The sequence below is a fragment of the Xenophilus azovorans DSM 13620 genome, assembly GCF_000745855.1.
Lineage (GTDB): Bacteria > Pseudomonadota > Gammaproteobacteria > Burkholderiales > Burkholderiaceae_C > Xenophilus > Xenophilus azovorans.
This window is the reverse complement of record NZ_JQKD01000048.1, coordinates 21,262-34,863: the sequence shown is the minus strand read 5'-3', so window position 1 is coordinate 34,863 and position 13,602 is coordinate 21,262. Positions and strand designations below refer to the sequence as shown.

Annotated in this window: 13 protein-coding genes; 10 read left to right on the top strand and 3 right to left on the bottom strand. The window is 69.3% G+C overall.

Features of this window, described 5'->3' with window-relative positions:
- Positions 1-285: transposase (locus Q392_RS21410; protein ID WP_038212040.1), on the top strand; the 285-nt coding region annotated here is incomplete at its 5' end.
- Positions 286-301: 16 nt separating this feature from the next.
- Here the strand turns inward: Q392_RS21410 and Q392_RS21405 are convergent.
- Entirely contained in the window at positions 302-1,312 is a 1,011-nt protein-coding gene (locus Q392_RS21405) for a Bug family tripartite tricarboxylate transporter substrate binding protein (RefSeq protein ID WP_038212038.1), read from the bottom strand.
- A 183-nt stretch (positions 1,313-1,495) separates the two neighbouring features.
- Here Q392_RS21405 and Q392_RS21400 point away from each other — a divergent pair, with 183 nt between their 5' ends.
- Positions 1,496-2,470, top strand: coding sequence for a Bug family tripartite tricarboxylate transporter substrate binding protein (locus Q392_RS21400; RefSeq protein ID WP_038212036.1), 975 nt, complete (start codon positions 1,496-1,498; stop codon positions 2,468-2,470).
- On the opposite strand, the gene Q392_RS21395 is transcribed toward Q392_RS21400, so the two are convergent.
- Complete coding sequence (locus tag Q392_RS21395) at positions 2,457-3,407, bottom strand: LysR family transcriptional regulator (RefSeq protein ID WP_169748324.1); 951 nt, start codon at positions 3,405-3,407, stop codon at positions 2,457-2,459. The genes Q392_RS21400 and Q392_RS21395 overlap by 14 nt on opposite strands.
- 36 nt (positions 3,408-3,443) lie before the next feature.
- Between Q392_RS21395 and hisC the strand changes: the two genes are divergently transcribed.
- The 3 genes from hisC to Q392_RS21380 all read left to right on the top strand — a co-directional run bounded on the left by hisC (position 3,444) and on the right by Q392_RS21380 (position 6,940).
- The gene (gene hisC / locus Q392_RS21390; protein WP_051953832.1) at positions 3,444-4,610 is read left to right on the top strand and encodes a histidinol-phosphate transaminase; all 1,167 of its coding nucleotides are present in this window, start codon (positions 3,444-3,446) and stop codon (positions 4,608-4,610) included.
- A 98-nt stretch (positions 4,611-4,708) separates the two neighbouring features.
- Entirely contained in the window at positions 4,709-5,584 is an 876-nt protein-coding gene (locus tag Q392_RS21385; protein WP_245610772.1) for a LysR family transcriptional regulator, read from the top strand.
- A 117-nt stretch (positions 5,585-5,701) separates the two neighbouring features.
- Positions 5,702-6,940 (top strand): MFS transporter, encoded by a 1,239-nt coding sequence (locus Q392_RS21380; protein WP_038212034.1) that lies wholly within the window; start codon positions 5,702-5,704, stop codon positions 6,938-6,940.
- A gap of 21 nt (positions 6,941-6,961) precedes the next feature.
- On the opposite strand, the gene Q392_RS21375 is transcribed toward Q392_RS21380, so the two are convergent.
- Positions 6,962-7,696, bottom strand: a complete 735-nt coding sequence (locus Q392_RS21375) for a GntR family transcriptional regulator (protein ID WP_038212033.1) — start codon at positions 7,694-7,696, stop codon at positions 6,962-6,964.
- Positions 7,697-7,998: 302 nt separating this feature from the next.
- On the opposite strand from Q392_RS21375, the gene Q392_RS21370 reads away from it, so the two are divergent.
- The 5 genes from Q392_RS21370 to Q392_RS21350 are packed head-to-tail and all read left to right on the top strand — an operon-like array spanning position 7,999 to position 13,570.
- Positions 7,999-9,321, top strand: a complete 1,323-nt coding sequence (locus Q392_RS21370; protein WP_038212032.1) for an aromatic ring-hydroxylating dioxygenase subunit alpha — start codon at positions 7,999-8,001, stop codon at positions 9,319-9,321.
- A gap of 11 nt (positions 9,322-9,332) precedes the next feature.
- On the top strand, positions 9,333-10,772 hold the full coding sequence (locus Q392_RS21365; protein WP_038212031.1) for a glutamine synthetase family protein: 1,440 nt from the start codon (positions 9,333-9,335) through the stop codon (positions 10,770-10,772).
- An 8-nt stretch (positions 10,773-10,780) separates the two neighbouring features.
- Positions 10,781-11,104 (top strand): 2Fe-2S iron-sulfur cluster-binding protein, encoded by a 324-nt coding sequence (locus Q392_RS21360; protein ID WP_038212030.1) that lies wholly within the window; start codon positions 10,781-10,783, stop codon positions 11,102-11,104.
- Positions 11,104-12,357, top strand: coding sequence for an NAD(P)/FAD-dependent oxidoreductase (locus Q392_RS21355; protein ID WP_038212027.1), 1,254 nt, complete (start codon positions 11,104-11,106; stop codon positions 12,355-12,357). Before Q392_RS21360 ends, Q392_RS21355 begins: the two co-directional genes overlap by 1 nt.
- 22 nt (positions 12,358-12,379) lie before the next feature.
- Positions 12,380-13,570, top strand: coding sequence for an ABC transporter substrate-binding protein (locus tag Q392_RS21350; RefSeq protein WP_038212023.1), 1,191 nt, complete (start codon positions 12,380-12,382; stop codon positions 13,568-13,570).
- The last annotated feature ends 32 nt before the right edge of the window (positions 13,571-13,602 follow it).

Below are 13,602 nucleotides of genomic sequence, written 5' to 3'. Positions count from 1 at the left end.
ATCGCCGCGCTGGTGGGCGTGGCGCCTTTGAATCGCGACTCCGGCCAGATGCGCGGGCAGCGTTGCATCTGGGGTGGGCGCGCCGATGTGCGACGAACGCTGTACATGGCCACCCTCACGGCAGTGCGGTACAACCCGGCGCTCAAGGCGTGCTACGAGCGCCTGCTGATGGCCGGCAAGCGCAAGAAGGTCGCCCTGGTCGCCTGCATGCGCAAGCTGCTGACGATGCTCAACGCCATCGCCAAACATGGCTCGATGTGGGATTCGACTATGCATTGCGCTTGACGAGCAAGACGGTTGCTCAGTCCAGTTTCACGTTGAGCTCGTTCACCACCGCCGTCCACCGGTCGATCTCGCGCGCGATGTGCTGGCCGAACTGCGCCGGCGGCACGGCGACCGGGTCGGCGCCCAGGCTCTTCATCTTCTGGATCACGGCGGGCCTGGCCATGACCTTGAGGATCTCGCTGCTCAGGCGGTCGACGATCGGCTGCGGCGTCTGCGCGGGAGCGAGCACGCCGAACCAGGCGGTGACCTCGAAGCCCGGCACGCCCTGCTCCGCCACGGTCGGCACGTCCGGCAATGCGCTGGAGCGATCGAGCGAGGTGACGCCGATGGGGCGCACCTTGCCCGACTGGATGTGGGGCATGGCCGCCGGCATGTCGACGAACATGAGGTCGATGTTGCCGGCGATCAGGTCCATCAGGGCCGGTCCGCTGCCGCGGTACGGCACGTGCGTGAGCTTGATGCCCGTCTGCCTCATGAGCATCTGGCCCGCCATGTGCTGGGAGCTTCCGTTGCCGGCCGATCCGTAGGCGACACGGCCCGGATGGGCCTTGGCATGGGCAATCAGTTGCTGGACGTTGCCGATCGGCAGGGCGGGATTCACCAGCACCACGTTGCGCTGCGTGGCGACCATCGCCAGCGGCTTGAAATCCTTGATCGGGTCGTAGGGAAGGCGGTCGCCGTACAGGCTGGGATTGATGCCGTGGGTGGCGATCGTCCCCATGCCGATGGTGTAGCCGTCGGCAGGCGCGCGGGCATAGGCGGCGGTGCCGATGTTGCCGCTGGCGCCGGTGCGGTTGTCGATCACGACGGACTGGCCGAGAGCGGGCGTCAGCTCCTGGCCGATGGTGCGGGCCAGCGTGTCGAGCACCCCGCCTGTCGTGAACGGGACCACGATCACGATCGGCTTGCTGGGGTAGTCCTGCGCGACAGCAGGCGCGATGGCGGCGGCGATGGCCACGCCGCACAGGAAGCGGCGCGCGGTTGCTTGGATGTTCAAACCTCGGTCTCCGTTGAAAAGTGGGCGCATTGAACGCCAGGCATGGCGACGAGGCAAACGAATTCGATTCATGAACGCTTCAATAAATTTTGGGCAACCCTTGCGGCCCCGAGCCCGATTTCCAAAGGAAATCGCGATTCGGAATTCCGGCTAGGCGTTCGCGCCGCTTGCCGACAGCATCGCGGACATACAACCAACTCACGGCAACCGCACATGGCCTCCTTCACCCGACGTCTTCTGATCGCCTGCAGCATGTCCCTGCTGGGCCTGTCCGGCACGGCGCAGGCCCAGTCCCTGCCACCGCTGGTCAAGCTCGTGGTCCCCTACCCGCCGGGCGGCAGCGTCGACATCCTGGCCAGGCTGATCCAGCAGCCCTTGCAGGACCAGTTGAAGACCACCGTGGTCGTGGACAACAAGCCGGGCGCCGGCGGCCGCATCTCGGCGTCCCTGCTCAAGCGCTCGCCCGCCGACGGCAGCGTGGTCCTCATCGCGCCGAATGCGCTGACCACCATCCAGTCGCTCGTCTACGCCCACCAGATCGACTACAAGGTGATGGAGGACTTCATCCCCCTCGCCCGGCTGGCCAGCTATCCGATGGCACTCGCGGTGCCGGCCACCAGCAGCGTCAGGACGGCGCCCGAACTGGTGTCCGCCATGAAGAACAACAAGGACGCCAGCTACGGCACATCGGGCGCCGGCGGCATGGCCCACTTCGCGGGCCTGGTATTCGGCAAGGCGACGGGGCTGGAATGGACCCACGTCGCCTTCAAGGGAGGCGCGCCGCTTGTCACCGACCTGATCGGCGGCCACCTGCCCGCGGCCATCGACACGCTCGTCGACCAGATCGAGCACCACCGTGCAGGCAAGATCCGCGTGCTCGGCGTCTTCAGCGACAAGCGCTACGTCCTGGCGCCCGACATCCCCACGCTGGCGGAACAGGGCATCGGGATGAACCCCGTGGAAGGCTGGTTCGGCGCCTTCCTGCCCGCGGGAACGCCCGGCCCCGTCGTGGCCCGGCTGGACCAGGCGATCGCGAGCGCCCTCGCCAGCCAGGAGGTGAAGGACAGGCTGAACAAGATGGTGCTTCAGACCGCCTATCTCGGCTCGCGGGATTTCACGCGGCTGCAGGCGGCCGAGCTTCAGCAGTGGGCGCCGGTCGTGAAGGACTCCGGCTTCAAGCCCGACTGACGCCTTCGACGGCGCCCAGGTTCTTCAGCACGCCCGACAGGCGCGAGAAGGACCGCAGCATGGCGGCGAGCTGCGCCGCCTCCGAGCCGAGCCGCCGCGCGGTCTTCGACACGATGCCGACCTGATACGCCAGGTGCGCCTGCTCGAGCACGGGGATCTCGACCAGGCTGCCTGCCGTCAGCGGATGCTGCAGAAGCTGCGCCGGAAGCCGCGCGACGCAATCCGTCTCGAGCAGCATCGAGATCGCGCCGAAGACCGAATCGGACACCGCCGCGAAGCGCGGCTGGCCGAGGCGGTGCTGGAGGAAGAGTTCCTGGATGCTCTCGTCCTGGTGCCCGGGCCGCGCCGGATCACCGACGACGATCCAGTGAGAGTCGACCAACTGGCCGACGGTCGTGGCGCCCTGCAGGGGATGGCCCCTGCGGGCCATGATGGCCGCGCTGGTGGAGTAAAGAGGCTCGACGCGCAGGTCGTCGGGCAGGACGTGCTGCGGCAGCCGCATCACCGCGAAGTCGACGCGGTTGTCGAGGACGGCTGCGACGAGTTCGTTCGAGGAGCGCTGCGTCAGGTGGATCGTGGTCTTGGGAAAGGCCTGGCGGAAGTCCTTCAGCACCGAAGGCACGAGCCTCAGGGACGGCTCCACCGAGACGCCGACCTTCACCTGCTTCGGTGCAGGCCGCCGTGCGCGGCTGAGCCACGCCTCCGCCCGGTCCGCCTCGTGAAGCACGGCGCGGGCGTACGAGACGAACTCCTCGCCCGCGGAGGTCAGCGCGATGCCCTGGGACGTCCTCTGGATCAGCACGACGTCGTGCTCTTCCTCCAGCTTCGCCAGGCTCTTGGTCAAGCCCGCCTGCGACACGTTCAGCGCCCGCGCCGCCGCCCGATAGCCGCCGTGAGACACCACGGCGAGGAGGTCACGCAGCTGCTGCAATCGCATGGCGCGATGGTAGTCGTGCGCGCCTGATCGCCAAAGGTGATCGCGAAGCGCCATCCGGTGCTGGTCACCGGCATCCGACCGGCCGACCATCGGGCGATGAACTCTTCCATCCCGTACCCGGCGCATGTCGCAGCGCTCAAGCCGTACGTCCCGGGCCTTCCGATCTCTGCCGTCGCCGCACGCTCGGGCCTCGCCGCAGACCGGATCGTCAAGCTCGCGTCCAACGAGAACCCGCTGGGCGCCAGCCCCAGGGCGCTCGCCGCCCTGTCGAGCGCCGGCATCGACCTGTCCCGCTACCCCGACAGCGACTGCGCAGCGCTTTCGGATGCGATCGCGCGGTTTCACGACGTTCCGCGCGAGTGGATCGTCGTGGGGGCCGGTTCGGAGAGCGTCCTGGGCAACGTGGCCGCCTGCCTGCTCGAACCCGGCCGGTCGACCAGCTATGCGCAGTATTCCTTTCAGGCCTATGTGAATGCAGTCCAGAAGCTGGGGGCGCATTCCACCGTCGTCGCCTCGCCGGATTTCACCGTCGATCTGGAAGGCCTCGCCGGGTCGATCCTTCCCTCGACTTCGCTGGTCTACGTCGCCAATCCCGGCAACCCGACGGGCACCGCCGTCGATCCGGATGCACTGAAGTCCTTCCTGGGCCGGGTTCCCCCGCACGTCGTCGTGCTGCTCGACGAAGCGTATGTCGAGTTCCTGCCGCCCGACCGGCGCGGCGACTCGGTGGCCTGGGTGCGGGAGCATGCCAACCTCGTGGTCACGAGGACCTTTTCCAAGGCCTACGGCCTGGCGGGCCTGCGGGTCGGCTACGGCATTGCGCAGCCCGGCCTCGCGGACGTCATGCGCAGGGTCCGGTCGCCTTTCACGATCTCCGAGCCCGCACAGGTCGCCGCCATCGCCGCGCTGGAAGACCAGGACTTCATTGCCCGCACCGTGGCCGCGACCCGCCAGGGGCGCACAGCGCTCGTGGAGGGGCTGGCGTCGATGGACTGCCAATGCCTCGAATCGCACACCAACTTCGTCCTGGCCGACGTCAAGGGCGGTGCCGACTTCGCGCGCAGGCTGGAGCAGCACGGCCTGATCGTGCGGCCCGTGGCGTCGTATGGGCTGGCCGACTGGGTGCGCATCAGCATCGGCACGCAGCCGGAGATCGACAGGCTGCTCGAGGTCGCCGGCGCCGGGCAACCGGCGCGGGGATGAGAAAGCCGTGGCGGACTGATTAAAGTCGGAGGACGCATATATGCGAAATTGATGCTTCCATGTCGATTCATAAGCAGCCCTTGTCTTCCATGCCTTCGGTGCGGCAGTTGCGCGCCTTCGTCGCCGTCTACCACACCGGCAGCATCTCGGCCGCGGCGCAGGCGCTGTCGCTGACGCAGCCGGCGGTGACCATGCTGGTGCGCGAACTCGAGGCCAAGCTGGGGATCAGCCTGTTCGACCGCAGCACCCGGTCGATCCGCCGGACGGATGCCGCGGCCCGCGCCATCGGCTATGCGCAGCGCGCGCTGGCCGAGATGGAAGGCCTGTCGATCTCGATGAGCGAACTGGCCGGCGTGCATGCGGGACGGGTCCGCGTGGTCGCCACCGCCGCGGTGGCGCAGGCCATGCTTCCTCCGGCGATGAGGCGGTTCCTCGACAGGCATCCCGGCGTGAGCCTGGAGATCGAAGAGGTCGGCCCGGCGGAATTCGTCACCGCCATGGAAGCGAGCCACATCGACTTCGGGGTCGGTACGCTCGAGGCGCCGGTGCCGGCGCTGCGCGCGGAGGTGCTCATCCGCGAGACATTGGTCGCCGCCGCCCTGCCCTCCGCCACGTTTCCCGGCGGCGGCGCGATGACCTGGAAGCAACTGGGCGGCCTGCCCATGGTGACGGTGCGCTCCGGCTATGGCATCCGGGGCAGCATCGAAGCTGCCGCGAGGGAGGCGGGCGTGCAGCTCCGGATCGAGCACGAGGTCTCTCTTCTCTCCACCGCCGTCGCATTGGCGGTGAACGGACTCGGCGTTGTGGTGGTTCCGCCGTCCATCGTGGCGCAGGAAGCGAAGCTGGTGACGCAGCGGCTCATGCGCCCGACCATCGAGCGCGTGATCGGCGCTCATTTCCGGCGCGATCGTTCCCTCTCGCCCGCGGCAGCGTCGTTCCTCGAAGTGCTCAAGCAGACTGTCCGCAACGGCTAGGGCCTGTTGACGCCCGGCCCCGATGCGGACCATCGCGCCACGTTTGTTACTCCCGCCGCCCGGCGGGCGGATGTAGCCTGCTCCCCAGACCCAACCGAATCAACCGAGGACCGGACCATGGCTTCCTGGACGAACGCGCTGCGCACGCACTACCGCTGGATCATCGTGGCCGCCGGCGGCGTGCTCGGCTGCGTGGCGATCGGCGGACTGTTCTCGCTGCCGGTGTTCCTGCGGCCGATCGCGCAGGGCACCGGGTGGTCCACCACGGGGATCTCCACCGCGATGACGCTCGCTTTCGTGGCGCTGGCGCTCGGCAGCATCGCCTGGGGCTACCTCTCCGACCGCGTGGGCCCGCGCATCGTGGTGCTGACAAGTTCCGTGCTGCTCGCCGCCGGCCTCGCGCTGGCCAGCCTGGCGACGTCGCTCCTGGCATTCCAGTTGCTGTTCGGCGTGGTGGTCGGGTTCAGCGCGGCGGGGATCTTCGCGCCGATGATGGCGTGCGTCACGGGCTGGTTCGACACGCGGCGCAGCCTGGCCGTGTCGCTGGTGTCGGCCGGCATGGGCATGGCGCCGATGACCATGTCGCCGCTGGCCGCGTGGCTGGTGCAGCACCACGACTGGCGAAGCTCGCTGCAGATCATCGCGGCCCTGGCGGCGGCCGTCATGGTGCCGGCGGCATGGCTGGTGCGCCGTCCGCCCGCGCTGGCGCAGGCCGCATCCGCCGCGTCCGCCGCGGCGCCGGGCGCGGCACAGGCGCCGGCCCTGTCGGTCGGGCAGGCCATGCGCTCGGCGCCGTTCCTGATCCTGGTGCTGACGAGCTTCCTGAGCTGCGCCACCCACTCGGGGCCGATCTTCCACACGGTGAGCTACGCCGTCACCTGCGGCATCCCGCTGATGGCCGCCGTGTCGGTCTACAGCATGGAGGGGCTCGCGGGCATGGGCGGACGCCTGGTGTTCGGGCTGCTGGGCGACCGCTTCGGGGCGGCGCGCGTCCTCGTGCTGGCGCTGCTGGCGCAGGCGGTCGTGGTGCTGGGCTACATCTCCGCGCGCCAGCTGGGAAGCTTCTACACCGTCGCGGCGCTGTTCGGCTTCACCTATGCGGGCGTGATGCCGCTGTTCGCCGTGATCGCGCGCGAGAACTTCCCGCTGCGCATGATGGGCACGGTGATCGGCGGCACCACGATGGCCAGCAGCTTCGGCATGGCGCTGGGGCCCGTGCTGGGCGGGCTGATCTACGACACGTTTTCCAGCTATGCGTGGCTTTTCATCGGCGCGTTCTCGCTGGGCATCGCGGCCTTCCTGTCGGCGATCGCGTTCACGCGGCTGCCGCAGCGGCCAGTGGCTGCGGCAGCCTGAGCCGGGAAAGGACGAAGACGCCTAACCCCGGCCCCGCGAGGCCACCAGCCGCATGCCCGGCATGAGCTTGGCGGCCAGCTCGGGCTGCTCGAGCGCGTATTCCAGGTTCATGCGCGCGATCTCCACGTGCTCCTCGCCCAGGGCCTGGGCGCGCGAGCCCTGGCCCCGCTCGATCGCCTGCACGATGGCGTGATGCTGCCGGTGGGCCTGCTGCATCCACTGCTGGCCTTCCTGCATCGACGACTGCATGGGCAGCATGGCGCTCGGCGACGCGAAGGGCTGGCCGATCAGGAGATCCATCATGCGCTGCAGCGATGAATTGCCGCAGCCCTCGAGGATGAGCCGGTGGAAGGTGTCGTTCATCTCCACGTAGGCGGCGTAGTCGTCCAGTTCCATCTGCGGCTTGTAGACCGCCTTGTCGCCGGCCTCCAGGCACTCGTGCAGTTCCCGCAGCAACTGGCGCGGCGCGCCCTCTTCCGCCAGCAGCCGGGCCGCGAAACCCTCGACGACCCCCCGGACCCGGATCGCGTCGGCGATTTCGCGGGAGGTGAAGCGCCGCATCTGGTAGCCGCCGGCCGGCGAGGGCTCGATCAGCCCCTCGTGCTCCAGGCTGGCCAGCGCCAGCCGCACGGGCGTGCGCGAGGCGCCGAGGGTTTCTGCGAGAGGGATCTCCGCCAGCCGCTCCCCAGGGGCGAATTCGCCCTTGAGGATCAGGTCCCGCAGTTGCACCAGCACCCGTGATTGTTGAGAGTCCATGAGTTCGATTGCATGCAATCAAGACCGAGCCATTCTATCCCCGGCGCCGAACTGCATGCGAATAGCTCCATTTGGCCCGGATCATGCATGCAGCGGCCTTCAGCATGACCCAATCCGCCCCGTTCGCACCGCATCGGTGCTTCGAATCACCCGATTTCAGCACCCTGAATCAGGTGTTTACCCTTATTCCAAACGCATATTGAGTGCCAGGCCATTGACCTGAATCATCATGGATTCAACAATGAATCCCATTGCATGCAACAGCATGCATTTCTTGATTTGCCTTGCAGGAGCACCCCACCATGATCAGTGCCGAGAAGAACGACCAGATGACCCGGGTCGGACCCGGAACCCCCGCCGGCAGGCTGCTGCGGCGCTATTGGCAGCCGGTGGCGCTGGCCGAAGAACTCCAGGGACCGCGCCCGCTCAAGCCCGTCAAGCTGATGGGCCAGGACTTCGTGCTGTTCCGCGACGAGGCCGGCCGCTTCGGCCTGCTGGACCGCGACTGCCCCCACCGCGGCGCCGACCTGGCCTATGGCCGGCTGGAAAGCGGCGGCCTGCGCTGCGCCTTCCACGGCTGGCTGTTCGACGCCACCGGCCAGTGCCTGGAAACACCTGCCGAGCCGGCCGGCAGCAAGCTGTGCACGCGCATCCGGCAGGGCGCGTACCCGGTCGTCGAGAAGAGCGGCGTCGTCTTCGCCTACGTCGGCGAGGGCGAGCCGCCGGCCTTCCCGGAATTCGACTGCTTCGTCGCGCCCGACAGCCACACCTTCGCCTTCAAGGGCCTGTGGGAGTGCAACTGGCTGCAGGCGCTCGAAGTGGGCATCGACCCGGCGCACGCCTCCTTCCTGCACCGCTTCTTCGAGGACGAGGACACCTCCGAGAGCTACGGCAAGCAGTTCCGCGGCGCCTCGGCCGACTCGAAGATGGCGATCACGCAGGTGCTGCGCGAGTACGACTGCCCCGAGATCCGCGTCGCGCCCGCGCCCTACGGCATGCAGTTGACCACGCTGCGCAAGCTCTCGGAGGAACAGACGCACGTGCGCGTGACCAACCTCGTCTTCCCGCAGGCCTTCGTCATCCCGATGAGCTCGGAGATGACGATCTCGCAGTGGCACGTGCCGGTGGACGACACGCACTGCTACTGGTACGCCATCTTCACCAGCTTCACCGGCCCGGTGGACAAGCAGCAGATGCGCGAGCAGCGCCTGGCCACGATCGAGCTGCCCGACTACACCTCGCGCAAGAACAAGCGCAACCAGTACGGCTACAGCGTCGAGGAGCAGATGGCCCAGACCTACACCGGCATGGGCATGGACATCAACGTGCACGACCAGTGGGCCTGCGAGTCGATGGGCCCGATCCAGGACCGCACGCGCGAGCACCTGGGCACCACCGACAAGGGCATCGTCGCCTACCGGCGCATGCTGCAGGAGGCCATCGACAGCACCCTGGCCGGCGACACGGCGCCCATGGTCATCGACGCCTCGCAGGCCGGCGCCCTCACGGGGCCTGCGTCCATCGACGGCGTAGCCGCCACCGCCCAGGCCGACGACTACTGCCGCGAGGCGGACCTGGCCCGCCGGCGCGCCTCCGACTGGGCCTCGGCACGCCTGGCCGCCTGAGCCCGCCCATCATGCAAAGCTTCGTCGAACGCTTCGGCCTCTGGTCGGACGAACAGCACCGGCAGGCCGACGCCGTCGCCGAACGGCTCCAGGCCGGCGAGGTGGACGTGGTCCGCTTCGCCTGGCCCGACCAGCACGGCGTGCTGCGCGGCAAGACCCTGGTGGCCTCGGCCGCGCGCGCCGCGCTGCGCGACGGCGTCAACCTCACCTCCACCCTGCTGGCCAAGGACACCTCGCACCGCTCCGTGTTCCCCGTGTTCTCGGCCGGCGGCGGCTTCGACAGCCCCGGCATGCAGGGCGGCGCGGACTTCACCATCGTGGCCGACCCGGCGACCTTCCGCGTGCTGCCCTGGACGCCCCGCACCGGCTGGATCCTGTGCGACGCCTACCTGGCGGACGGCAGCCCCTGCCCGTTCGGGACGCGGCAGATCATGCAGCGTGCCGTGGGCGAAATCGACGCGCTGGGGCTGGAGTTCGTGGCCGGCCTGGAGGTCGAGTTCCATGTGTTCCGGCTGGACGACCCCAGCCTGGCGCTGTCGGACGCCGGGCAGCCCGGCGAGCCGCCGCGCGTGTCGCTGCTCACCCAGGGCCACCAGTACCTGACCGAGCTGCGCTACGACCGCGTCGAACCGCTGATGGAGCTGCTGCGCTCGCATCTGGCCGCGCTCGAGCTGCCCCTGCTGTCGCTGGAGATCGAGTTCGGCCCCAGCCAGTTCGAGCTGGTCTTCGGCCCCACGTCCGGACTCGTGCCGGCCGACACCATGGTGCTGCTGCGCAGCGCCGTCAAGCAGATCTGCCAGCGCCACGGCTACCACGCCACCTTCATGTGCCGGCCGAAGATCCCCAGCGTGATGTCCAGCGGCTGGCACCTGCACCAGTCGCTGCGGCGCAAGGCGGACGGCCGCAACGCCTTCATCCCGGCGCGCGAGGGCGATGCGCTGAGCGAGACCGGCCTGCACTACCTGGCCGGCCTGCAGGCCCACGCCCGCGGCGCCGCGGCGCTGGCCAGCCCGACGATCAACGGCTACCGGCGCTACCGCCCCTTCTCGCTGGCGCCGGACCGCGCCATCTGGGCGCGCGACAACCGCGGCGCCATGCTGCGCGTGCTGGGCGGCGTCGGCCAGAACGCGACGCGCATCGAGAACCGCGTGGGCGAGCCCACGGCCAACCCCTACCTGTACCTGGCCTCGCAGATCTTCTCGGGCCTGGACGGCATGCGCCGCCGGCTCGATCCCGGCCCTTCGGCCGACGTGCCCTACGAGACCGCGGCGGAACAACTGCCGCGCTCGCTCTCCGATGCACTGGCCGCCCTGCGCGCCGACAGCCTGCTGTGCGAGCAACTCGGCCAGCGCTTCGTCGACTACTACTGCCACATCAAGGAAGCCGAGATCGCGCGCTTCAACCTCGAAGTCAGCGAGTGGGAACACCGCGAGTACTTCGACATGTTCTGAACGACCGCATGCCCACGATCACCTACATCCTCAAGGATGGCAGCGCGCGCAGCATCGACGCCAGGACAGGCGCCAGCGTGATGGAGACCGCCATCCACCACAACGTGCGCGGCATCGACGCCGAGTGCGGGGGCAGCTGCTCCTGCGCGACCTGCCACGTCTACGTCGCGGACGACTTCATCGACCGCCTGCCGCCGCCCGACGACATGGAGGACGAACTGCTGGACGGCGTGGCCTCCGAGCGCCTGCCCGGCAGCCGGCTGAGCTGCCAGCTCACCGTCACGCCCGAGCTCGACGGGCTGACCGTGCGCGTGCCCGAGACCCAGGTCTGATGGCATCCTCGTCCGCGCCCCTGGTCATCGTCGGCGCTTCCTACGCCGGCGTGCAGCTCGCGGCCGCCGCACGCGAGCTGGGCTTCGACGCACCCATCGTGCTGCTCGGCGACGAGCCGCACGCGCCCTACCAGCGCCCGCCGCTGTCCAAGGGCCTGCTCGCCGGCAAGACCGGCGTGGACCAGCTCGCGCTGCGCGGCCCGGACTTCTATGCCGGGCAGGGCATCGACCTGCGCCTGGGCGTGCGCGCCATGGCGCTCGACCTGGCGGCGCAGCGCGTGCGGCTGGCCGACGGCAGCCACCTCGGCTACGGCTGGCTCGCGCTGGCGACGGGCGCACGCTGCCGCCCCCTGCCGGTGCCCGGCACCGACCTGCAGGGCGTGCACCAGTTGCGCACGCTGGACGACGCGCTGGCCGTGCAGCAGGCGCTGGGTCGCTGCACGCGCGCCTGCGTGATCGGCGGCGGCTTCATCGGCCTGGAGGTCGCCGCCGCGCTGACCACCGCCGGCGCCCAGGTCACGGTGATCGAGAGCCAGGCGCGCCTGCTCGCGCGCAGCTTCCCGGCGTCCATGTCCGACTACGTGGCCGCGGCGCACCGCCGGCGCGGCGTCGCGCTGGAGCTGGACCGCGGCGTCCGGGCGCTGCAGGGCAGCCAGGGCCGGGTCGAGGCGGTGCTGCTGGACGATGGCCGCCGGCTCGACTGCGACCTGGTCGTGCTCGGCATCGGCGTGCTGCCGAACGTGGAGCTGGCCCAGGAGGCTGGCATCGAATGCGCCGGCGGCATCCTGGTCGATGCGCTGGGCCGCACCGGCGCGCCGAACGTGCTGGCCGCCGGCGACGTCGCCAACATGGCGCAGCCGCCCTTTCCGGGCGGCCCCGCGCGCATGCGGCTCGAATCCATCCAGGCCGCCAACGACGGCGCGCGCGCGGCGGCCTCGGTGCTGGTCGGCAGGCCGCAGCCGCTCGGCGCCGTGCCATGGTTCTGGAGCGAGCAGCACGACCTGAAGTTCCAGATGGCCGGCCTGCCCGCGGCGGACGATGCCGTCGTGCTGCGCGGCGACATGGACTCGGACCGCTTCACGCTGTTCTACCTGCGCGACGGCGCCGTGGCCGCCGCGCACTCGGTCAACCGGCCGGCCGAGCACATGCTGGCACGCAAATTGATCGCGCAGCGCGCACACATCCCCTCCGAGGCGCTGGCCGATCCGGCCGCCGACCTCAAGCCGTATTCCATCCCCCGGCCTGCGGGCTGACCCTTCCCCACGGAGCACCATGATGAAGATGACCAAACGCACCCTCCTGGCCTCTGCAGCCGCCGCCGCGCTGGCCTGCATCGCCACGGCCGCGCAGGCCCAGGACGCGCTGAAGATCGGCCTGATCGCCACCTACTCCGGCCCCTACGCCGACTATGGCCGCCAGTTCGACGCGGGCGTGGCGCTGTACCTCAAGGAGCACGGCGGCAAGATCGCCGGCCGCAGCGTGGAGATCGTGAAGAAGGACACCGGCGGCCCCGCGCCCGACGCATCCAAGCGCATGGCGCAGGAGCTGATCGTGCGCGACAAGGTGCAGATCCTGACCGGCCTGGACTTCAGCCCGAACGCCTATGCCGTCGGCGCCGTCGCCACGCAGGCCAAGGTGCCCACGATCGTGATGAACGCGGCCTCCTCGGCAATCACCACCAGCTCGCCCTACATCGCGCGCCTGTCCTTCACGGTGCAGCAGGTGACCGACCCGATGGCGCGATGGATGCTCAGGCAGGGCATCAAGGAGGCCTACACCGTCGTGGCCGACTACGCCTCGGGCCAGGACGCGGAATCGGCCTTCAAGAAGGCCTTCACAGAAGGCGGCGGCAAGGTGGTCGGCGAGGTGCGCACGCCGATGAACAACCCCGACTTCTCCGCCTACGTCCAGCGCATCAAGGACAGCAAGCCGCAGGCGGTGTTCTTCTTCTTCCCCTCCGGCGTGATGCCCCCGGCCTTCCTCAAGGTCTGGAAGGAGCGCGGCATGGAAGAGGCCGGGATCAAGCTGTTCGCCACCGGCGAGGCCACGGACGACAGCTTCCTCGAAGCGACCGGCGACGTCGCGCTCGGCCTGGTCACCAGCCACCACTATTCCTACGCGCATCCCAGCGCCAAGAACCAGAAGTTCGTGAAGGACTTCGAGGCGCAGTACGGCAAGTCCATCCGCCCGAACTACTTCGCGGTGACCGCCTACGACGCCATGGCGGCGATCGACCAGGCGCTGGCCAGGACCCAGGGCGACGCGAGCGGCGACAAGCTCATGGCGGCGCTCAAGGGCATGGCGTTCGAGAGCCCGCGCGGCCCGATCGAGATCGATGCCGCCACGCGCGACATCGTGCAGACGGTCTACATCCGCAAGGTCGAGAAGAACCGGGACGGCCAGCTCGTCAACGTGGAGTTCGACAAGTTCGGCCGCGTCAAGGACCCGGCCAAGGAAGCCAGGTAAGCCACCCCTTTCGCGCCCGCCGGGGCGCGGGT

Bases quoted from the DNA above. Each gene is read 5' to 3' on its own strand.
- Q392_RS21405 (WP_038212038.1), bottom strand. From the start codon at position 1,312: ATGCGCCCACTTTTCAACGGAGACCGAGGTTTGAACATCCAAGCAACC.
- Q392_RS21400 (WP_038212036.1), top strand. From the start codon at position 1,496: ATGGCCTCCTTCACCCGACGTCTTCTGATCGCCTGCAGCATGTCCCTG.
- Q392_RS21395 (WP_169748324.1), bottom strand. From the start codon at position 3,407: ATGCGATTGCAGCAGCTGCGTGACCTCCTCGCCGTGGTGTCTCACGGC.
- Q392_RS21380 (WP_038212034.1), top strand. From the start codon at position 5,702: ATGGCTTCCTGGACGAACGCGCTGCGCACGCACTACCGCTGGATCATC.
- Q392_RS21375 (WP_038212033.1), bottom strand. From the start codon at position 7,696: ATGGACTCTCAACAATCACGGGTGCTGGTGCAACTGCGGGACCTGATC.
- Q392_RS21370 (WP_038212032.1), top strand. From the start codon at position 7,999: ATGATCAGTGCCGAGAAGAACGACCAGATGACCCGGGTCGGACCCGGA.
- Q392_RS21365 (WP_038212031.1), top strand. From the start codon at position 9,333: ATGCAAAGCTTCGTCGAACGCTTCGGCCTCTGGTCGGACGAACAGCAC.
- Q392_RS21360 (WP_038212030.1), top strand. From the start codon at position 10,781: ATGCCCACGATCACCTACATCCTCAAGGATGGCAGCGCGCGCAGCATC.
- Q392_RS21355 (WP_038212027.1), top strand. From the start codon at position 11,104: ATGGCATCCTCGTCCGCGCCCCTGGTCATCGTCGGCGCTTCCTACGCC.
- Q392_RS21350 (WP_038212023.1), top strand. From the start codon at position 12,380: ATGAAGATGACCAAACGCACCCTCCTGGCCTCTGCAGCCGCCGCCGCG.